Below are 20,798 nucleotides of genomic sequence, written 5' to 3'. Positions count from 1 at the left end.
AACAGCTTGACCAATGCAGCGAGCTCAACTTTGAGCGGCGGTAGTTATGGCACCATCACTTACAACAGTTCAAATACAGCAGTAGCGACGGTCAGCGCCAGCGGTGTGATCACACCAGTCAGTGCCGGCGCTAGTACGATCACGGCTACGCAAGCAGCGGTGACTGGTGTAAATGCCCAAGCCACACAAAGCTACAGCTTGACCGTAACAAGTCTGCCAGTCGGTACCTTGAGCTTTACGACTCCGAGCACAGCCAGTGTCGGTATGGGTAACAGCTTGACCAATGCGGCGAGTTCGACTTTGAGCGGTGGCAGTTACGGCGTCATCACTTACAGCAGTTCGAACACGGCAGTGGCGACGGTCAGCGCCAGCGGTGTGATTACACCAGTCAGCGCTGGTGCTAGTACGATCACGGCTACGCAAGCGGCGGTAACTGGGGTAAATGCGCAAGCGACCCAAAGCTACAGCTTGACCGTAACAACTCTGCCAGTCGGTACCTTGAGCTTTACGACACCGAGCACAGCCAGTGTCGGTATGGGTACTAGCTTGACCAATGCCGCGAGCTCAACTTTGAGTGGCGGCAGTTACGGTGCGATCACTTACAGCAGTTCGAACACGGCAGTGGCAACGGTCAGCGCCAGCGGTGTCATCACACCAGTCAGCGCCGGCGCTAGTACGATCACGGCTACGCAAGCGGCGGTGACTGGGGTGAATGCGCAAGCGACCAAGACCTATAGTTTAACGGTGACCAGTCTGCCAGTCGGTACCTTGAGCTTCACGACACCGAGCACAGCCAGTGTCGGTATGGGTACTAGCTTGACCAATGCAGCGAGCTCGACTTTGAGTGGCGGCAGTTACGGCGTCATCACTTACAGCAGTTCGAACACGGCAGTGGCAACGGTCAGTGCCGGTGGCGTCATTACACCAGTCAGTGCTGGCGCTAGTACGATCACGGCTACGCAAGCAGCGGTGACTGGGGTAAATGCCCAAGCCACACAAAGTTACAGCTTGACCGTAACAACTCTGCCAGTCGGTACCTTGAGCTTTACGACACCGAGCACAGCCAGTGTCGGTATGGGTACTAGCTTGACCAATGCCGCGAGCTCAACTTTGAGTGGCGGCAGTTACGGTGCGATCACTTACAGCAGTTCGAACACGGCAGTGGCAACGGTCAGCGCCAGCGGTGTCATCACACCAGTCAGCGCCGGCGCTAGTACGATCACGGCTACGCAAGCAGCGGTGGCTGGGGTAAATGCCCAAGCCACACAAAGCTACAGCTTGACCGTAAGCAGCCTGCCGCTTGGTATCGTGAGTTTCAGTACACCGAGCACAGCCAGTATCGGTATGGGTAACAGTTTGACCAATGCAGCGAGCTCGACTTTGAGCGGCGGCAGTTACGGCGTTATTACTTACAGCAGTTCCAATACCGCAGTAGCAACGGTCAGTGTCAGTGGTGTGATCACACCAGTTAGTGCTGGCGCTAGTACGATCACGGCTACGCAAGCGGCGGTGGCTGGGGTGAATGCGCAAGCGACCCAGACTTACAGCTTGACAGTAACAGCCTTGCCACAACCGGTACTGACATTTGCCACGCCGAGTGCCGCCAGTGTGGGTGTACAAAACAGTTTGACGAATGCCGCAACCTCAACGCTGAGTGGCGGTAGTTATGGTGTCACCACTTACAGCAGTTCGAATACCGCAGTGGCAACGGTCAGTGCCAGCGGTGTGATTACACCGATCAGCGCCGGCAACACTACGATCACGGCTACGCAAGCAGCGGTGACTGGGGTGAATGCCCAAGCCACACAAAGCTACAGCTTGACCGTAACAAGTCTGCCGCTTGGTATCGTGAGTTTTACGACACCAAGCACCGCCAGTGTCGGCATGGGTAACAGCTTGACCAATGCAGCGAGCTCAACTTTGAGCGGCGGCAGTTACGGCGTCATCACTTACAGCAGTTCGAACACGGCAGTGGCAACGGTCAGCGCCAGCGGTGTCATCACACCAGTCAGCGCCGGCGCTAGTACGATCACGGCTACGCAAGCGGCGGTGACTGGGGTAAATGCCCAAGCCACACAAAGCTACAGCTTGACCGTAAGCAGCCTGCCGCTTGGTATCGTGAGTTTCAGTACACCGAGCACAGCCAGTATCGGTATGGGTAACAGTTTGACCAATGCAGCGAGCTCGACTTTGAGCGGCGGCAGTTACGGCGTTATTACTTACAGCAGTTCCAATACCGCAGTAGCAACGGTCAGTGTCAGTGGTGTGATCACACCGATCAGCGCCGGCACCAGTACGATCACGGCCACGCAAGCGGCGGTAACAGGGCTGAATGCGCAAGCGACCAAGTCCTATAGCTTAACGGTGACCAGTCTGCCAGTCGGTACGCTGAGTTTTTCCGCACCGAGTGCCGCAAGTATCGGTATGGGTAACAGCTTGACCAATGCAGCGAGCTCGACTTTGAGCGGTGGCAGTTACGGCGTCATCACTTACAGCAGTTCCAATACGGCAGTGGCAACGGTCAGCGCCAGTGGTGTGGTGACACCAGTCAGCGCCGGCACCATAACGATCACGGCCACGCAAGCAGCAGTCACCGGTGTGAATGCCGCGGTCACACGCAGCTACAGTTTGACGGTAACGGCCTTGCCACAACCGATACTGACATTTGCCACGCCGAGCGCAGCCAGTGTGGGTATGCAAAACAGTCTGACGAATATCGCCAGCTCGACTTTGAGTGGCGGTAGTTACGGAATCATCACTTACAGCAGTTCCAATACGGCAGTAGCAACGGTCAGCAACAGCGGTGTCATCACACCAGTCAGCGCCGGTACCAGCACGATCAGCGCCACGCAAGCGGCGGTGTTGGGTATCAATGCTGTTGCCACGCAGACTTACAGTGTGACGGTCTCGGCATTGCCGACACCACTGCTGAGTTTTGCCACACCGGCGGCCTTGAGTACGACCATGGGCAGCAGCGTCAACAATGCGGCCAGCTCGACTTTGAGTGGCGGCAGTTACGGTGCGATCACTTATAGCAGTGCCAGCCCTGCGGTGGCAACGGTCAATGCCAGTGGCGTGATTACGCCGGTCAGCGCCGGGACCAGCGCCATTACGGCCAGTCAGGCCGCAGTCACAGGTATCAATGCGGCAGCTACGCAGACGTATACCTTGACGGTCGGTAAGAATGCCCAGGCTGGCTTGGTTCTGAGCGGTGATAAGCTCAGCATCATGAAAAATACTGGCAAGACCTTGCTCAGTGCGAGCGGCGGTTCCGGCAGCGGGGCGCTCAGTTATGCGCTCAGTTCCGGTACGTGTACGCTGCTGGCTAATGTGCTGACAGCGGGAAATGCCGCCGGTAATTGTGTGGTGACAGCCACCAAGGCGGCCGATGCCACGTATGCAGCGGCGACGGCGAGTTTGACGGTGCAGGTGCAGAACTTGGTCAGTGCGACGCTGGTTGTCAGCAGTTCGATGAGCGCACCGATGCTGGGACAAAGTCTGACTTTACAAGCCAGTATCACGCCGGCGACGGCTACTGGTAGTGTGAAATTCATGGATGGCAGCGTATTGCTCGGTACTGTGACGATTAGTGCCGGCAGTGCCAGTTTGCTCACCAGCAGTTTGGGCTTAGGCCCGCACAGTATCACCGCGGTGTACGGCGGCGATACGCTTACTGTGGCCGGTACCAGTGCGGTGCTGGCGCTGACGGTGGCGAAACGCCCGGATCCTGCCAGTAATGCCGTTGTCAATCAGCATGTGGCGGCCAACGTCGCTGCGGTGCAGCGCTTTACTGTCGCGCAAATGAGCAATGTTTCCAGCCATGTGCAGCTCTTGCATGGTGATTTCGCGATTCGTAATCGTTTCAATATCGGCCTCAATGGTCCTTACTTTGATACCTTGCGTATGGTCGGCGACAAAATCGCGCAAAACCTCAGCAGCGAAGGCCGTTACACGGCGGCACCGGGCACTTTCGGCATGGCCGAGGGCGGACGTCAAACCGGTGGGCCGTTTGTCGGCAATGATGACTTGCCACAGCCGGTCAAAAATCGCAGCACGCTCGACGCCGACAGTATGCCGGCACCGGGCAATGATGTGCTGCAGATCGGCGGCCAATCTATCGGTATCTGGAGTGCCGGTAATATCGATGTCGGTGGCATGGACACCGGTGACGGCGGACGCGCCAAGTTTTCCAGTGCTGGCCTCACCGTCGGTGGCGATGTGATGCTCAACCCACGCCTGATCGCTGGTGCCTCGATCGGTTATGCGCGCGATACCACGACCATGGATTTGTTCGGCAGCGACAGTAAAGCCAAGCAATGGTCGGGCAGCCTGTATCTGACTTATAAGCCTGCGCAAGACTGGTTCATCGATGCCAGCCTCGGTGGTGGCAGTGTTAATTATGATAACCATCGCTGGGATGATGTCAACAGCGTGCTGCTCAACGGCAGCCGCAGTGGCGAGGTCGCCTTCGCCTCAGTCACGCTCACGCGCGAACTGAAGTTTGATGATATTCGCCTGCATCCGTTCGGTCGTCTTAATGTCTTGCATACCAAGCTCAACGCTTACAACGAACAGGGCAGCTTGCTGGCTTTGAGTTTTAACCAGAGCAGTTTTACCGATACGACGGTAGCCGGTGGCTTGGAAGTATTCAAGGATTACAGCTTCGCTTCCGGACAGCTGACGCCATCGATGAAACTGGAGTTGCGTCACCGTGCCAGTGGAGATGTGAACCAAAGCATGTATTACACCGATTTGGGTGCCGGCAGTACCAACTACGGTGTGACGGTGTTGGGCTTGCCGGAGAATGTAGAGTCACTCGGTTTCGGCCTCAACTTCCGCACTCGTCGGGGCGTGCAGACTAACTTTAGCTGGCTCGGTTCGGTCGGTGCTAATGCGTATCGTTCCAACAGCTTCAGGTTTGACGTGCGCTTGGGTTTCTGAGACTGACGTAAGAAAAAAAACAGCGGCCGCAGATTATGCGGCCGCTGTTTTTTTTTCAGTTAGTTTACCAAGCCATCGAGCCGGCCGATTTCGGCCAGTTCGCGGATGATGCGCACGGTATCGATGTCGGCTTCCTGATAGGCCGAGCGGCGGTACTCGTTGTAGAGCTCATTTTCGGCATCTTGTTCGGCGCTGGCACCGTCGACATAGGTGAAGCGCACAAACAAGGCGTCTGGCTGCGGTTCTTCGATACGCATATGCAGTGACGATGCCGGAATCTCACCTTGTGCGGCGACCAAGTAGCGCACTTCTTGTTGCGGCGTGAGCACGACCGTGTCGACGACCGTGAGCTCACCGTAACGCAGGCTGCGTTGCATGCCTTGTTCGCTGCGGGCAGAAATATCGGCGCTGTCGAGGTAATCGATGAACAGTTTTGGTGTTTCGGCACGCAGCACCAGACCGCGCCACAGTTGGGCGCGACTGATGATGAGGATAAGTGGGTTGGGGAGATCGTTGATTTCCACTAAGTGTTCGAATTGCATGGTCTGACCTTGTTGGCGGGACAATAATGGGCGCTAGTTTACTCTGCTTCGGGGAAAAACAAACAGGCGCGTAAATCCGGCTACAATGGTGCCTGATTTGCTTTTCACAAGATTATGTCCCACGGCCTCAATACTCCCCAACGCAACGCTGTCAATTATATGGATGGTCCTTGTCTGGTGCTGGCCGGTGCAGGTTCGGGCAAAACCCGCGTGATCACGCAAAAAATCGTCAATTTGATCGAATTGCACGGCTATGAACCGAAACATATCGCGGCGCTGACCTTTACCAATAAGGCCGCCATGGAAATGCAGGAACGCATTGCCAAGTTATTGGCCGAACCGCGCCAAGCCCGGCAGCTCACTGTGTCGACCTTTCATTCGCTGGGCGTGAAAATTCTGCGTCAGGAAGCCCAAGCCTTGGGTTTGAAAGATCGCTTTTCGATTATGGACAGCGATGATTGTTTTTCGCTGGTACAAGATTTGGCCATCACTACCGATAAACAACTGATACGGCGCATACAAACCGCCATGTCCTTGTGGAAAAATGCCTTGATCGATCCGGAGACGGCGCTCAAGCAAGCCATCGACGAAGACGAAGCCATCGCTGCGCGGATTTACCGCAGTTATGTCGCCACCTTGTCGGCCTATCAGGCGGTGGATTTTGATGATTTGATACGCTTGCCAGTAGAATTATTCCGCAGTAATGAGCAAGTGCGTGATAAATGGCAGCGCCGATTGCGCTATTTATTGGTCGATGAGTACCAAGATACCAATACCTGCCAGTACGAATTGGTCAAATTGCTGGTTACCGGGGTTGGCAAGAAGCCGATGTTTACCGCCGTCGGCGACGATGATCAGGCGATTTACGCCTGGCGTGGCGCGACGATAGAAAACTTGACGACGCTGCAGGTCGATTTTCCTGATTTAGTCATCATCAAACTTGAACAGAATTACCGCTCCAGCACCCGCATTTTACAAGCGGCCAACGCCGTCATCGGCAATAATCCGAAGTTGTTTGAAAAATCGCTGTGGTCCGAGCATGGCTTGGGCGACCCGGTCAAAGTGCTTGGCATGCAAGACGATGAGCAAGAAGCCGAACAAGTGGCCATCATGATTTCGGCGCACCGCTTCGAACGCCGCGCGAATTATTCCGATTACGCGATTCTGTATCGCGGCAATCACCAGGCGCGGGTGATCGAGCAAGCGCTGCGCAAGGAAAGAATTCCGTACACGATTTCCGGTGGCCAGAGTTTTTTCGATCGTGCCGAAATCAAAGACATTATTTCTTATTTACGTCTGATCGCCAATGAAGACGACGATCCGGCCTTCATCCGTGCCATTACCACGCCCAAACGCGGGGTCGGCCAAGCCACGCTGGAAGTGCTCGGGGCCTTCGCCGGTCAGTGGCAGTGTTCCTTGTTTGCTGCGGTATTCAAGGGCGGGCTCGAAGCCAAGTTGACCGAACGGCAGTTGCGCCCGCTGCGCGACTTCGCCACCTTCATCAACCATGTCGAAGCGCATGCCCATCGCGAAGGCCAAGCCGGTGAATTGCTCGACGATTTGATGAAGGAAATTAATTACGAAGCCTATCTCTACGACAGTTTCGATGACCGCGCCGCCCAAGGCAAATGGCAGAATGTGCTCGATTTTACCCAATGGCTCAAGACCAAAGGCAGCGGCGGCAAAGAGGGCACCGATGAACATCGCAGTCTGCTCGACTTGACCCAGATGGTGGCCTTGATGACGATGATGGAAGGGAAAGATGAAGCGCCCGATGCGGTGCGCATGTCGACCTTGCATGCCTCGAAAGGCTTGGAGTATCCACATGTGTTTTTGGTCGGGGTGGAAGAGGGGATCTTGCCGCACAAGGGTGACCCTGATGCGCCGGCCGATACGATCGCCGCGCGCATCCAGGAAGAGCGGCGTTTGATGTATGTTGGTATCACCCGCGCACAGCGCACTCTGCATATCACTTGGTGTAAAAAACGCAAACGTGCCGGCGCGCCCGTGCATTGCGATGTCTCGCGCTTCGTTAAAGAAATGCAGCTCGACGAAGGTACCGCGGTGCCGACCGAAGCCGAAACCCTGACGCCGCGCGAACGACTGGCGCGCTTGAAGGATTTATTGGCCTCGGGCAAGCAAGCGGGTGGCCAGTGATAAAAAAATATACGAGTGCAGCGATGAAGCGCGGTTTTTGCGTGTTGTTGCTGGTTTGGGTGCAGCCGCTCTGGGCGGCCGCACCGGTATCGGGGGGCTTATGGGAAGTGCGTCAAGGTGCGCACACCGCTTACCTGTTCGGTTCGATTCATGTGGCACGCGCCGATTTTTATCCCTTGCCTTTAGCAGTACAGCAAGTTTATCGCCAAGCCGACACGCTGGCGGTGGAAGTCGACCCTAGCCGTCCTGGCGAAATGCAAAAAGCCCTGCCCTTGCTGACCTATGCCGCCCCTGACAGGCTGCAGAATCATTTGCGCACCAGCACCTGGGAGCAGTTATTGCTGCGGCAACCGCAAGCAGCCACGCAATGGCAGCAATTGCGCCCTAGCTTGGTGGCCAGTGCTTTGCTGGTTGCGGCCTTAACGCCGCTCGGGTACACGGCCGAGTTCGGCATCGATCAGCATTTCATCACGCGCGCCAAAGGCGACCACAAAACCGTGTTGGAGCTGGAAAGTATGGTGTTTCAGGCTGGTATTTTGGGTGGTTTGAGTGATGAAGTTGGCGACGCCATGTTGGCGCAAACGCTCGATAGCATCACTGACGGCACGCTCAAAAGTGACACCGCTCGCTTGGTGCAAGCCTGGAAAGCCGGCGATGCTGCGACACTGGAGCAATTGTTTCTGGCCGAAGCCAACAAAGATGCGGCCGCCAAATTATTCATGCAAACTTTGCTTGATGACCGCAACCCCGCCATGGTCACACAAATCCTGGCGCAGATGGCGGCGGGGCGGCGTTTGTTGGTCGTCGTCGGTGCCGCCCATATTTCCGGCCCACGCAGTCTGGTCGATCTGTTGCGTAAGCGCGGTTTGAAAGTGCGTCAAATTTCTTCTTCTAATAAGTCAGGCTATGTGTATGTCGATTGAATCCCCTTCTGCTTTACCAGCCGTATCAATGCAAGAACAGGCCTGGTTACTGCTGGAAAATGCATACGAAGTCGAGGCTTGGTTAGAGCTGCATGATCGTGAGTTGCAACAAGTGGTGGCGAAGAACAGCGTGGCCGGGCATGGGGTGTGTTTTACCCTGTTGCATGGCGGCGAATTGTATTTGCATACCAACAGCGATGGCGATATCTTGCTCGACCTCAGCCCTGAAGCGGCATGGATTGCGCCAGTGGTGACGGCCGTGACCCAGGTCGAGGCCCCGCGGGCGCAGATCTGGTTGTTACGTGGCCATTTGTTGACGCAATTGATACTCGGTCTCAACAGTTTGATTGCTTCGAGCCGCTTGGTGTTACGACACGAATTCAGAACGAGTAAGAAGTAAGCGTAGCCGTAGCCGTCTGGCCGAACAGCCGCTACACTTTGTTCTTAGCCTTATTTTTATCCTTATTTCGCGCCCACTATTGGAGCTGCCCCATGCTTGCACGTCGTTATTTTCTCAAAAAAAGCCTGATGCTCACCGCTGCCGGTCTGGTTTGCGAGAGTCATTTATTACCGTTTGCTGCCGCGGCCACTCCGTTGGCACCGCCACCCGATTTATTCGATTCGCAGGCGCTCGATCTCGATTTCTGGCTCAAGCCGCGCACGCTCGACTTAGTCCGTCCCGCCTCGGGCGAACGCTGCAAATTATTGTACTGGCAGGATGGCGAATTGCAGTCTTCGGCATATGAACAACTGTGCCACTTGTTGCGCGATGTGAATGGCAAAAAAACCGTGGAGATCGACCCGAAATTACTGGAAACTTTATGGGCCACGCAAGCCTATGTGGCGCGTCTTGGTATGACCGATCCCTTGGTGATCTTGTCTGGCTATCGCACGCCGGAATCGAACCGCCATTTGATCGAGCAAGGTGTGCCGGCAGCGCGTAAATCACTGCATATGGATGGCAAAGCGGCGGATATCCGCATTGCCCAATTGCATGAAGAAGTGCTCGGTGATTTGATTCGCAGCTTCCGTGGCGGTGGCGTCGGCTTTTATTACCGCGCCAGCGCCAACGGTGGCTGGATTCATACCGATACTGGCTTGCAACGCAGCTGGAAAGGCTGACGCCAGGCTTAGTCGTCGTTGCCGCTTATTTAGCGTTCAGTTTAGCGCGGCTTTCGTCACCCGCAATGAAGACGCTCAGTTTGGCCGGATCGATATGCCGACGGAAGGCTTGGTTGAGTTGCTCCAGCGTCAAGGCGGCTACCTTGTCGTCGAAGCCTTGAGCCCAAGCCCAAGCACGTTTCAAATACAAATTATTGTTGGCACCGCTGGCCAATGCGGCATCGCTGGTACGCGCCTGCACCCGTTGCTGTAAAAAACCAGATTTGGCTTTGGCCAATTCCTCTGCACTGAAGCCTTCTTTCAAGACCCGGCTCAATTCTTCTCGTATCGCCACTTCGAGTTTCGCCAGATTTTGTGGTGCCGCTGTGGCGCTGATGGAAAAACTGCCGACCCGATCAATACTGCCAGCTTGAATACTGGAACCGCCGCCATACGACAAGCCATCTTTTTGACGTATGCGTTCGAGCAAACGGGAATTCAAACCAGCCCCGCCGCCGAAAATATAATTGGCTACGCGCAGCGCAGCAAAATCGGCATCATCATCGCGCAAGTTGAGCGTCATCGAACTGGCATAGATGCCATTTTCTTTGTCCGGCGTGTTGAAGGTTTTGCGGCTGGCGGCAGGATCGGCGCGCAGCGAGTTCAAACGGGTCCAAGGGGCTTTGCTGTCCCAGCCCTTGAATGCGCTGGCCACCGTGGTTTTGATGGCATCGGCATCGAAGTCACCGACGATAGATAACTCCCCGTTGGAGGCACCGTAAAAATCGCGATGGAAGGTCCGCACATCGGCGGCCGTCAAGGCGGTGAGCGCGGCCAGCGATTCATCCAAGCTCAGTGGGGCACGGAAATCGCCGCGTGGATAGCTGTTGAATTGCTGCGCCAGTTCACGGCCGACGATGGCACCCGGTTCATTGCGACTCGCTTCGAGTGCAACGATGCTGCGTTGTTGCAGTTGCTTGAATTCACTATCGGGGAAATTCGCATCGCGCAAAATTTCTGCCACCAGTGCCAATGCGGCTGGCAGATTGTCGCGCGTGGTTTGGAAGTCTAACAAGCTGCCGCTCATTTTCAATTTCGACATTTGATCACTGATTTCGGCGCGGCTGTAGCGCTTCGTACCGCTGCTGAGCAAGCTGTGGGTCAGGCTGCTGACGGTGCTTTTGCCGAACAGGCTGGTTTCATCACCCCAGTGCAGACTCAGTGCCACGTCGACCGTGGCACCACGATTTTTTTTCGGCAGCAAGGCCAGTTGCAAACCACCGATGCGGCTGATGCTGGTGCGGCGGTCGAGATTGGCTGGTGCCGGATCAAAATTCTCGCCGCTCAGTATGGCGGCTTTCGGTTTGAAGTCGCGCATGACGTCGGCCATGCTCGGGGCCATCGGCACCTCGGCACGCTGCGGGGTATCTTCGGGAATGAACATGCCGGTGGTGCGGTTGTCGCGTACCAGATAACGTTGTGCCGCTGCGCTTACTTGCTCCGGCGTGACCTTGTCGGCATTGTCGCGATCGACGAACAGATAGCGCCAGTCGCCCATGGCAATGAATTCCGACATTGCCACCCCGATCGATTCATGATCGTTGAGCATTTTTTCATATTCATTGGCATTGTCGCGCTTGACGCGCTCCATTTCTTCGGCCGTCGGCGGATGGAGTTTGAAGTCTTCTATGCCGGCTAACAAGGCCGCTTTCGCCTCTTCCAGCGAAGCGCCTTTTTTTACTGCAGCACCGATGATAGTCAGACCCGGTGCGACATGTCCGACTTCGGTGGCAAACACTTGCACCACCTTGCCGGTTTCTACCAATTGTTTGTGCAAGCGACCATGCGGGGCATTGGTCAGAATGTCACCGGCAAAGCCGATGGCATCGCGATCCGGGTGCAAGCCGGCCGGTACTTTATAGGCGATCATGATGAGTTGTATGTCGCCCTTGCGACGCACGACAAAATTGCGTTCGCCATCTTGGGTCGGCTCGACTGTCCAAAACGGCGGCAGTACCCGTGTTGGTTTCGGAATTTTACCGAAGGCTTGACTGATCCAGGCCAAGGTTTTGCTGTCATCAAACTTGCCTGCTACCAGTAAGACCGCATTGTCGGGCTGGTAGTAAGTGCGGTAAAAACCTTGAAGATTTTCAATTTTGACGTTTTCGATATCGCTGCGGTTACCGATTGTCGCGTTGCCATAATTGTGCCAATCATAGGCCACACTCTGCAGACGCTTCATCAGCACGCTGCTCGGGGAATTCTCGCCGCCTTCGTATTCATTGCGTACCACCGTCATTTCACTGTCAAGATCCTGGCGTGCAATGCGCGAATTGACCATGCGGTCGGCTTCCATTTCCAGCGCCCATTGCAAGTTGCTGTCGTCGGCTTGAAACAATTCATAGTAATTGGTGCGATCCAGCGAGGTCGTACCATTCATGCGCATGCCGCGCCGGTTGAATTCTTCGGTGATATTGGCATGCTTGCCGGTGCCTTTGAACATCATGTGCTCAAGCAAATGCGCCATGCCGGTTTCGCCGTAATTTTCATGCCGCGAGCCGACCAGGTAGGTCATGTTCACGGTGACCGTCGGTTTGCTGGCATCCGGCATGAGCAAGACCCGCAAGCCGTTGGGCAAGCGGTATTCGGTCAAGCCTTCGACGCTGGTAATTTGCTGCATGTCTGGCGGCAGTACCAGTGCTTGCGCGGACTGTGTGCTGAGGATCAGGGCGCCGCTGCAAATGAGGATGCGTAGCAAGGGTGTGAACGGTAGGAAACGAAACGAGACAGATGACATGGAAAGTCCTTATGGCAAAACTTCGAAACAATGCGGTCGTGGCCAAGCCACCACCCTTGTAAGCCTATTGATCGCTGAGCGTCATGGTCTGACTACCGTTCCAGCGCGTACCCGGTGCCAAGACCACCGGCTGACGGACGATGGCGGCTTCCACGCAGAGCATACGCTGTTCTTCGCCGGCTGCCAGATCCGGCAGTTTGACCGCAGCATCGGCTCCGGGGTTCCATACCACCGCATCAGTAAAACCGCTGCTCTCGATGTGCAACTGCTGCTGCTGCGCTTGTTCCAGCCGCAGCGGCTGGGTCAGCGGCCCGTAAATTCTATCAATTTCTTGGATATGGTGTAAATACTCGGCCGTTTCCAGCACATCGTTGCGGTCGCACAAGCTGTCACGGTAAACCACGCCTTGTAAGCCATGTAGTCGCGCTTGTGCCAAGTCTGCCAGCGCGAAATAGCTGTGCAAGGCGGCGGTGAAGCTGAACGGTGTATCGCCGCGGTTCTCGATCTCCAAGCTCACCTGTAGCGTATTGGCGTAGACGCGCACCGTCAACCTGGCCGTGAAGACATGCGGCCAGATAGTGAGCCGTGCGATATTTTCTTGTAGACAAAATACTGCCACGGCACTGCCGTCGGGGTGCATCTCATTGCTCTGCAATTTCCACTTGGCGGTACGGGCGAAACCATGCCTCGGCAGTGGGCCGAGCGTGGCGAATTGCGGAAAAATCACTGGGATACCGCCGCGAATGGCGCTGTCCGAAGTAAACGCGGAGCGTTGGCTGAGAAATAATTGTTCCTTGCCCTGCGCCGGTATCCATGAACAGACGTGGGCACCGTGGCTGGCAATGCGTGTGCTGGCGCCATCACTGGCGCGGAGGGTCAGAAATTCCATGTCGCTTGTTTTGTATTAAACAGACCCCTATTCTAAGCCATGGCGATAGCGAAACATGGTAATTTTCACCATGTTTCACCAGGGAGACTTCAGCCTCGTTCCGCCATGATCATCGCCGCCGCTTTTTCCCCTATCATCATGGTGGGCGCATTGGTATTGCCGCCTATCAGAGTTGGCATGATGGAGGCGTCGACCACGCGCAAACCGGCCATGCCATGTACCTTCAACTGCGCATCGACCACGGCCATGGCATCCTTACCCATTTTGCAAGTACCGACCGGGTGATATACGGTATCGGAAGTGGCGCGCAATACCGCACGTATCTCGTCATCGCTGTGCACTTGCGCGGTTTGAAAATCGCTGCTGCGCACCTGTGCCAAGGCTGGGGCATCGAGCAAGCGGCGCGTCAGTTTGAAACCCTTGAGCATGTTTTCCAAATCTTCCGGATGCTCGAGAAAACGCGGATTGATCAAGGGCGCAGCATGCGCATCGGCGCTGGCCAGGCGTACTTCGCCCACGCTTTGCGGTCGTAGCAAGCACATATGGCAAGAGTAACCATGGCCGAGATGGAGTTTGCGCGCATGGTCGTCGAGCATCGCCATAACAAAATGTAATTGGATATTGGGTGCTGCCAGTTCCGGGTCGGTTTTCAAAAAGGCACCGCCCTCGGCACCGTTGGAACTCATCAAGCCACGCCTTTGGTTTTGATAGCGCCGCCATTCGCGCAGCATACGCACACCGCCAGCGGCAGAAATACCGAGCAAATCGAGGCTAGGGGCGCGGTACTTGAAAACAAAATCGGGATGATCTTGCAAATTTTGGCCGACCCCGGGTAAATCATGTAGCACCGCAATGCCGAGCGCTTGCAAGGCCGTCGCGTCACCGACCCCCGACAACATTAATAATTGCGGGGTTTGGAAGGCACCGGCGGCGAGCAGAATTTCGCAGCGTGCGCGCAAAATCTTGAGCACGCCGTTTTGGCGCATTTCGACGCCGACCGCACGCTTGCCTTCGAACAGTATCTTCGTCACCATACAGCCGGTTTCGACCCGCAGATTGGCACGCTGCCCCATATGCGGACGCAAATAGCCACGCGCGGCGGTCCAGCGTTCGCCTTCATGCTGCGTCACTTGATAAATGCCGACGCCTTCTTGCTCGGCACCATTGAAATCGGGATTGATCGTGAAACCGGCTTGGCGTGCCGCAGTAAGATAAATCTCTTGAAACGGATTGTCGCTGCGCAGCTCGCTGACTCGTAAAGGCCCATCCTGACCATGATAGGGCGCACCATGGCTTTGATTGTGTTCCGACTTGATGAAGTAGGGCAGCACTTCCTCATACGACCAGCCGGCATTACCAAGCGCGGCCCAGTGGTCATAATCGCTCTTGTGTCCGCGCACATAGACCATGGCATTGAGACCCGATGACCCGCCCAGCATTTTGCCGCGTGGTTGATAGCCACGGCGGCCATTCAGGCCCGGCTGTGGTACGGTTTCAAAGGCCCAGTTATTGAGCTTGGTCGGCAGCATGGCGACCACGCCGATCGGGGTAGTGACGACCCAACTGTCGCCGGCACCACCGGCTTCGAGCACGGTCACGCTGATGCGTGCGTCTTCCGACAGCCGCCCGGCTACAGCGCAGCCACCGGCACCGCCGCCGACGACGATATAGTCAGTCATTGTTGTTTCCATCTTGTCTCCTCGGTGTAATCAATCTCAGCAGGTCTGCTCTGGTATTGCACTGCAGCGTTGCTGAATTGCCGTATTCAATGTACGGTAGCAAGAATATTAGTACGCCCGTTCGAATTATGTAAGGACATTGACTGCCACACCGTGAGCCACTGAGCATGTTCCCTGCTGCTGCTTCTCTTGCCTTCGGCACCGTGTTGTCGGTGCGCGACGCCGTCTTTCCCGCCCACCCGTTTTCGGGTTTGCTGGCGATTGCGCGTGAGCGCGCGTGGCCGCTGCAGAATTTGTTTCCCAGCTTGCTCGAGCCGGGCCACAGCCACATCACGTATTTGGAGGCGCGTGCCGGGGTCTTGTGCGCGCAGCAGCAGGGCCTTGCGGATCTCGGGATTTGGTCGGGCGAGCGCAAATCGCTGGCGCAGTTAGGCTTGATCAGTGCCGGCATCGGCGCACATGACACTTTGTTGGAGGCCTTGAAATTTGCCTTGGAATATCAGATGGTGGCCGGTTCTATGCTCGATTTGCAATTGCAAATTGACGCGCACGAGGCCTCTTTATGCGCCTACCCCTTGTTTGATGACCGCGAATTGGAAGATTTTCTGGCGGTCGACCACCTGTTGACGGCGTTTAATGTCGCCCGTCAATTGTGTGGCCCAGCATTTCGTCTGCTGCGGCTGGAATTGCGGGTGCCGCAGTTACGCCGACTATCACTGTATGAACAAAGCTTTGCCGCCCCGGTAAAGTTGGGCGCGGCGCGCTGCCGCATCGTGTTTCCGCGAGATTTGTTGCAGCACCGCTTAGCGCAACCGGACCAGGCGCGGGTACTCAGCGTGCGCCAACATTGTCAGGATGAGTTAAGCGCCGCCGGCGTACTTGGGCGGCGCAGCTTATTGCATATTTTGGTAGGACTCGATTGCCAATTGCACAGCGTGGCTGATAGCGCCGCGGCCTTGAACATCAGCCCGCGTTCGCTGCACCGCTTGCTTGCGCGCGAAGGCAGTTCCTATTTCCAGATCAGTGAAAATCTTCGGATAGTAAGGGCCAAACACTTGTTACAGAGCGGTGAAGCGATCGAACGCATCGCCGAAGCACTCGGCTACTCGGACACCCGCAGCTGGCGCCGCGCCTTCAAGCGTGCGACTGGCAGCACGCCGGGAGCGTATCGTGCTGGTTTGATCGGTCTGGACGCGTAGAATCCAATCCTTACGGGGCAGCGTTGCTGATTTGACTAAAAAAATCAAACACTCCTTGCTCACTCATCCGCCGCGCATTCGATAATTCGCCACCTGTTGAGGCATACAGCAGGTGGTTATCGGGCGAGAGCAAGACAGCGGCTGGAATGCCTTTTTTGATCGGATTGCCATAGGCGGCCGCCAGTGCCAAGTTCTTGTCGAATTCACCGACATTCACTTTGACCAGCACAAATTGTGCCGCGATCAAGGCGGCACTGTGGCCCTGCATGGAGCGGTTAAGTTCTATGCAATCCTTGCACCAATTGGCACCGAAAATCACCAAGACTTTTTTCTGGCTGGCACGCGCTTGCGCCAATGCAGCCGTCAACTGCGCCTGTGCATCGGCGCTTTCATCGTAGGGCTGGGCAGTACTGGCCTGGGCTTGGGCGGTGCACAGTAGCGTTGCCAACAGCAGTAGCAATAGACGTTTGATCATGATCGTATAAGTAAGAGAGTGAATTTGTCGATATTGACTCAAATCAATTATTTTGTCATTGCTTGGCGCTTAAGCTTTCTCAAAAAAGCAATAAATACTGTATAAATATACAGTTTTAGCTTGCAAGCAGATAAAATAGCGCGATGTTAGCTTGCTCATTCTTGTTGTGAAGAAAATTATCCATTGCGATTGCGATTGTTTTTACGCCGCCATTGAAATGCGTGACGACCCCAGCTTGCGCGGACGAGCGCTGGCGGTCGGCGGCCGTCCTGATCAGCGTGGTGTGGTCGCCACCTGTAATTACGCAGCGCGTCGCTTCGGCATCCATTCGGCCATGCCGATGGCGCAAGCGCTGCGCCGCTGTCCCGAGCTGGTGATTGTGCCACCGGCGATGGAAAAATACCGCATCGCTTCGCGCAGCATTCTCGACATCTACCGCGACTACACCGATGCGGTCGAGCCTTTGTCGCTGGACGAAGCCTTCCTCGATGTCAGCTGCGCCACGCTCCACCACGGCAGCGCCACCCTGATCGCCCGAGAAATCCGCGCGCGGATTGCAGAAACGGTCGGTATCACGGCGTCGGCCGGGGTGGCACCGAATAAATTTTTGGCAAAAATCGCCAGCGACTGGAATAAACCCGATGGCTTGTTCGTGATCTTACCCGAGCATGTCGACGCTTTCATCGCCGTGTTACCGGTGGCGCGCTTGCATGGGGTCGGCCAAGTGACGGCGGCGCGCCTGCATGCGCTGGGTATTCATGTGTGCGCCGATATACAGGCTTGGTCGCTGCCTGCACTGGTCGAGCACTTCGGCAAATTCGGTCAGCGCTTATATGAGCTCAGTCGTGGCGACGACCGTCGCGAAGTCTCGGCGCATGCCGAACGTAAATCAGTCAGTGTGGAAGAAACTTATACGCTGGACTTGCCCGATCTGGCCAGTTGTTTGGCCGAGTTGCCGGCTTTATACGCCTCATTACAAGAGCGCGCCCGTCGCGCCGATGCGCTTGGCCATATTCACAAGTTGTACATCAAAATACGCTTTGCCGATTTTCGCTCGACCACGGTGGAATGTCTGGGGCAGCAGATGGATGCCGAACTATTTGCGCAACTGCTCAGCACCGGCTTTCAGCGGCGCGCGCTGCCGGTGCGTTTGCTTGGACTCGGGCTGCGTTTGGCCGAACCATTACCGGCGCATCAACTGGCTTTGTTCGATTGAATCACGGTAGCGTCACCGTATTCGGCGCTGCCAGCAAGTTGCTGAAATACAGGTTTTCCATCTTTTTGAGATTGAGTTTTTCCAGTCCATTGTCAAAACTTTTTTGCAATATCAGGCCGCGTGGCGTGTGTTGAAAGCAAATGTGCATGGAAAAAGTGGTCAGCGCTTTGGCATGGAAGATAATCTGTTGCCGCACCTTGCTCAGCGCCGGCTCGGTGATAAGCAATTGGCGCAACACATTTTGGTCGATCACAATCACGTCAACCCGGCCGATGAGCAACTTGCGCAGGTTACTGAGGTCGGAAGGGGCATTGTCGGTCTTGAGCAAGCGTTGCTGCACCAGGGTATCAAATTCTTCGCCATTGGCGTAATCTTGCACCGTGCCGATGGTCAAGCCTTTGAGGTCGCTCAGACTTTGCCAGTCGAAATGCTTATCGCTGAGGCTGGCAAAACCGACCACACTGTTACCGAGTGAATGAGAAAAATAACAGCTTTTTTCTCTTTCTTTGAGATAAAACGCCGGGAAATAGCCGGCGAACTCAGGATTATTCAAGCCTTCTTGTAGCGTACGGCTCCAAGGGAAATACGCGATTTCGCTGCGCCAGTGCGCCGCACCAGCGGCCGCCTTGACGATCGCCGCGACCCAACCTTCTTCCGGTAGTGCATGACCAACATAGGGCGACCATTCAAGTGACGCAAGGCGCAAGGGTGCGAGCTCGTCAGTGGCGGCAAAAGTCGGGCTGCTAAGCATGAGCAGGGCGACAAAGAGCCAACGCAAAATTGTCATCATGTGATGCCGATGTGAATCGGTGGCAGGATTGTAATTAATCTGTTTCACTCTTGAGGCAGGTATTTTTTTCTGAGTTTTTCGAGCACACCAGACTGTTGTACTTTCTCAAAAGCTGTGCGAATTTTTTGTACCAAGGCCGGATCGCTTTGCTTGTTCATGGCCAGGTAGTAGCTGCTGCTGCCATCGAGCAAAAACACCGCCTCCAGTTCTTCCGGTCGGCGTTGCTGCGATTTCATCAGAAATGCCGCGGCCCAATCTTGCGAAATAATGAGGTCAGTCCGGCCGATGAGAAATTTTTTCAGGTTTGATTCGACCGTTGGGGCGAAGTCGAGTTGGCTGTCGGCTTGCGCATAGGCTTGCAAAAAATTTTTGGCCGACGCCATTTCCCGCACCAAGCCTAGCCGGTAATGGGCACTGTCGGCGATACTGTTCAAGTGTATATCGCTGCGCGTCTTGAGTTTGTATAAGAAAATTTTTCGCGTGCTGATCGGCCCTATCCATTCAAACAAGGCTTCACGTTCCGCGCTGCGCGTGGTCGAATACAGCAGGGTATTGGGCTGGCTCAATGTGGCCTGATAGGCACGCGCCCATGGCAAGAGCGTGATTGGTGCCTGGAGCCCGGCGCTGACTAACATCGCTTGTACCAGTTCGGTGGCAAAGCCGGTGACGACGCCATTCTCTTCATAATTGAGCGGCGGCAGACTTTCCGTGACGATGTTGAGCCCGGTCGCGTTAGCTGGCTGTGCCAGCAACAAAACAAAGCACAAGAGCGCAGCGAGGATAGCTGAGAGAGGCCGTAAAAGAATGCACATCGTACAATCTTACCTGTTGCACATAAAATAATTGTAAAAATTGGTTACAAAAAGAGAAAATGCAGACCAGTTGCGAACAAGAGAGGGAAAAACAGAGCAAGGGAGGGGAGAAAGATGGTGCGCCAGACACGAATCGAACGTGCGACCCCAGCCTTCGGAGGGCTGTACTCTATCCAACTGAGCTACTGGCGCGCTTTGCATACTGCAAGGCCGCTATTCTAACCTAAATTTTTGTCCGGCTCATCACTGGCAGAGGGCTTTTTGTCGCATACTTGGTCACAAGCGACTGATGCATATCAGACAAACCCTGCTTTTGGTTCCAAACATTGCGCTTTTCGCTCTATAATCCAAAACTTTGATGCTCCATGGCTCCTCAGTTCAACAGACAACTAGGTAAGCACGGATTAGCAAGCGGAATGATCATTTATTTGCAAAGAGGAAACCATGAGCGATGCCCACGAAGTACACGAATCTGCAATTAAAACACCGAAGCAACTGATCGTTGCGGTACTCGCCGGCCTTTTGGTTCCCATCGTCGGCATAGTCTTGTTAGTTTCATATGTTGCTAATGATCAAAAACTCGGTGCCGGTTCGTCGGCCTTGACGCCGGAGGCCACTGCCACGCGTATTCAACCGGTGGCCGATCTCGGCTTCACTCTGAAAGATGCCAGCGGCCCGAAACAATTGCAGAGCGGTGAGGCAGTCTACAAAATGGTCTGTTCGGCTTGCCATGATACGGGTGCGGCCGGTGCGCCTAAGTTTGGCGATGCGGCAGCTTGGGGGCCGCGCCTTGCGCAGGGCTACGAGACGCTGCTCACGCACGCCGTTGCTGGTATTCGTATGATGCCGGCCAAGGGCGGCAATCCTGATCTCGACGAGGTCGAAGTGGCCCGTGCCGTGGTGCATATGGCCAATGCTGGTGGTGCCAAGTTCAAGGAGCCGGAAGTAAAGGCCGTGGCCGTGGCCGAGGCAGCCGCCAAGTAAGTTCAGCGCACTCGCAACACAACCCCTGGCTGGCGCAGGGGTTTTTTTACGCCTGCAGCAGCGTGCCTGCCGACTTTTCCCTCCTCAAGCATGTGCCAAAAAGTCGCATTTAAGCAACACTTTTCGCACTTTCCATCTTTTGGCAAAAATCAATGCCTTTTTTAGTATATTTAATTTTCCCAGAAAAACTTCGTTACTTTCCGCACCAAAATCGTGCATGTCGCGGCAAATAGCTTGCTTTCTTGCAGATAATTTTTTGAAATTCGCTTTTCATTGCGTACTTTCATGAATTT

General features: G+C 55.3%; 15 protein-coding genes and 1 tRNA gene. 8 read left to right on the top strand and 8 right to left on the bottom strand.

The features are described from left to right. Positions 1 to 30 precede the first annotated feature (30 nt). Entirely contained in the window at positions 31 to 4,941 is a 4,911-nt protein-coding gene (locus QN359_RS16965) for an Ig-like domain-containing protein (RefSeq protein ID WP_323493599.1), read from the top strand. Positions 4,942 to 5,000: 59 nt separating this feature from the next. On the opposite strand, the gene QN359_RS16960 is transcribed toward QN359_RS16965, so the two are convergent. Beyond that, positions 5,001 to 5,483 (bottom strand): SRPBCC family protein, encoded by a 483-nt coding sequence (locus QN359_RS16960; RefSeq protein ID WP_322250230.1) that lies wholly within the window; start codon positions 5,481 to 5,483, stop codon positions 5,001 to 5,003. 114 nt (positions 5,484 to 5,597) lie between these two features. Between QN359_RS16960 and QN359_RS16955 the strand changes: the two genes are divergently transcribed. The 4 genes from QN359_RS16955 (at position 5,598) to QN359_RS16940 (ending at position 9,685) form a co-directional block, all read left to right on the top strand. Beyond that, positions 5,598 to 7,640, top strand: a complete 2,043-nt coding sequence (locus tag QN359_RS16955) for a UvrD-helicase domain-containing protein (protein ID WP_322250229.1) — start codon at positions 5,598 to 5,600, stop codon at positions 7,638 to 7,640. A 23-nt stretch (positions 7,641 to 7,663) separates the two neighbouring features. Then, positions 7,664 to 8,563, top strand: coding sequence for a TraB/GumN family protein (locus QN359_RS16950; RefSeq protein WP_322250228.1), 900 nt, complete (start codon positions 7,664 to 7,666; stop codon positions 8,561 to 8,563). After that, a complete protein-coding gene (locus QN359_RS16945; protein ID WP_322250227.1) occupies positions 8,553 to 8,963 on the top strand; it encodes a hypothetical protein in 411 nt (136 codons plus the stop codon). The genes QN359_RS16950 and QN359_RS16945 overlap by 11 nt, the downstream gene beginning before the upstream one ends. Before the next feature lie 92 nt (positions 8,964 to 9,055). After that, a complete protein-coding gene (locus QN359_RS16940; protein WP_322250226.1) occupies positions 9,056 to 9,685 on the top strand; it encodes a YcbK family protein in 630 nt (209 codons plus the stop codon). A 25-nt stretch (positions 9,686 to 9,710) separates the two neighbouring features. Here QN359_RS16940 and QN359_RS16935 read toward each other — a convergent pair whose 3' ends face one another. From QN359_RS16935 to QN359_RS16925, 3 genes are all read right to left on the bottom strand, one after another. Then, complete coding sequence (locus tag QN359_RS16935) at positions 9,711 to 12,461, bottom strand: pitrilysin family protein (protein WP_322250225.1); 2,751 nt, start codon at positions 12,459 to 12,461, stop codon at positions 9,711 to 9,713. A gap of 64 nt (positions 12,462 to 12,525) precedes the next feature. Continuing rightward, on the bottom strand, positions 12,526 to 13,350 hold the full coding sequence (locus QN359_RS16930; protein ID WP_322250224.1) for a D-hexose-6-phosphate mutarotase: 825 nt from the start codon (positions 13,348 to 13,350) through the stop codon (positions 12,526 to 12,528). 89 nt (positions 13,351 to 13,439) lie between these two features. Continuing rightward, on the bottom strand, positions 13,440 to 15,041 hold the full coding sequence (locus QN359_RS16925) for a GMC family oxidoreductase (protein WP_322250223.1): 1,602 nt from the start codon (positions 15,039 to 15,041) through the stop codon (positions 13,440 to 13,442). A gap of 155 nt (positions 15,042 to 15,196) precedes the next feature. On the opposite strand from QN359_RS16925, the gene QN359_RS16920 reads away from it, so the two are divergent. Beyond that, the gene (locus tag QN359_RS16920) at positions 15,197 to 16,228 is read left to right on the top strand and encodes a helix-turn-helix transcriptional regulator (RefSeq protein WP_322250222.1); all 1,032 of its coding nucleotides are present in this window, start codon (positions 15,197 to 15,199) and stop codon (positions 16,226 to 16,228) included. A 10-nt stretch (positions 16,229 to 16,238) separates the two neighbouring features. Here QN359_RS16920 and QN359_RS16915 read toward each other — a convergent pair whose 3' ends face one another. After that, on the bottom strand, positions 16,239 to 16,703 hold the full coding sequence (locus tag QN359_RS16915) for a thioredoxin family protein (protein WP_322250221.1): 465 nt from the start codon (positions 16,701 to 16,703) through the stop codon (positions 16,239 to 16,241). A 166-nt stretch (positions 16,704 to 16,869) separates the two neighbouring features. On the opposite strand from QN359_RS16915, the gene dinB reads away from it, so the two are divergent. Further along, positions 16,870 to 17,919 carry a DNA polymerase IV gene (gene dinB, locus QN359_RS16910; RefSeq protein ID WP_323493250.1) on the top strand — a complete coding sequence of 350 codons (1,050 nt, stop codon included), beginning with the start codon at positions 16,870 to 16,872 and terminating at the stop codon, positions 17,917 to 17,919. 1 nt (position 17,920) lies between these two features. Here the strand turns inward: dinB and QN359_RS16905 are convergent, their stop codons facing one another. The 3 genes from QN359_RS16905 to QN359_RS16895 form a co-directional block, all read right to left on the bottom strand. Next, positions 17,921 to 18,706, bottom strand: a complete 786-nt coding sequence (locus QN359_RS16905) for a transporter substrate-binding domain-containing protein (RefSeq protein WP_323493598.1) — start codon at positions 18,704 to 18,706, stop codon at positions 17,921 to 17,923. Between the two features lie 47 nt (positions 18,707 to 18,753). Further along, positions 18,754 to 19,521, bottom strand: coding sequence for an ABC transporter substrate-binding protein (locus tag QN359_RS16900; RefSeq protein WP_322250218.1), 768 nt, complete (start codon positions 19,519 to 19,521; stop codon positions 18,754 to 18,756). Between the two features lie 115 nt (positions 19,522 to 19,636). Then, positions 19,637 to 19,713: transfer RNA gene (locus tag QN359_RS16895), tRNA-Arg, on the bottom strand. 252 nt (positions 19,714 to 19,965) lie between these two features. Between QN359_RS16895 and QN359_RS16890 the strand changes: the two genes are divergently transcribed. Further along, positions 19,966 to 20,505, top strand: coding sequence for a c-type cytochrome (locus tag QN359_RS16890; RefSeq protein ID WP_322250217.1), 540 nt, complete (start codon positions 19,966 to 19,968; stop codon positions 20,503 to 20,505). The last annotated feature ends 293 nt before the right edge of the window (positions 20,506 to 20,798 follow it).

The sequence above is a fragment of the Undibacterium sp. 5I2 genome (assembly GCF_035019605.1).
Taxonomy (GTDB): domain Bacteria; phylum Pseudomonadota; class Gammaproteobacteria; order Burkholderiales; family Burkholderiaceae_D; genus Undibacterium.
The sequence above is the reverse complement of the archived record's forward strand: the minus strand, read 5'-3'. Positions and strand labels throughout refer to the sequence as shown.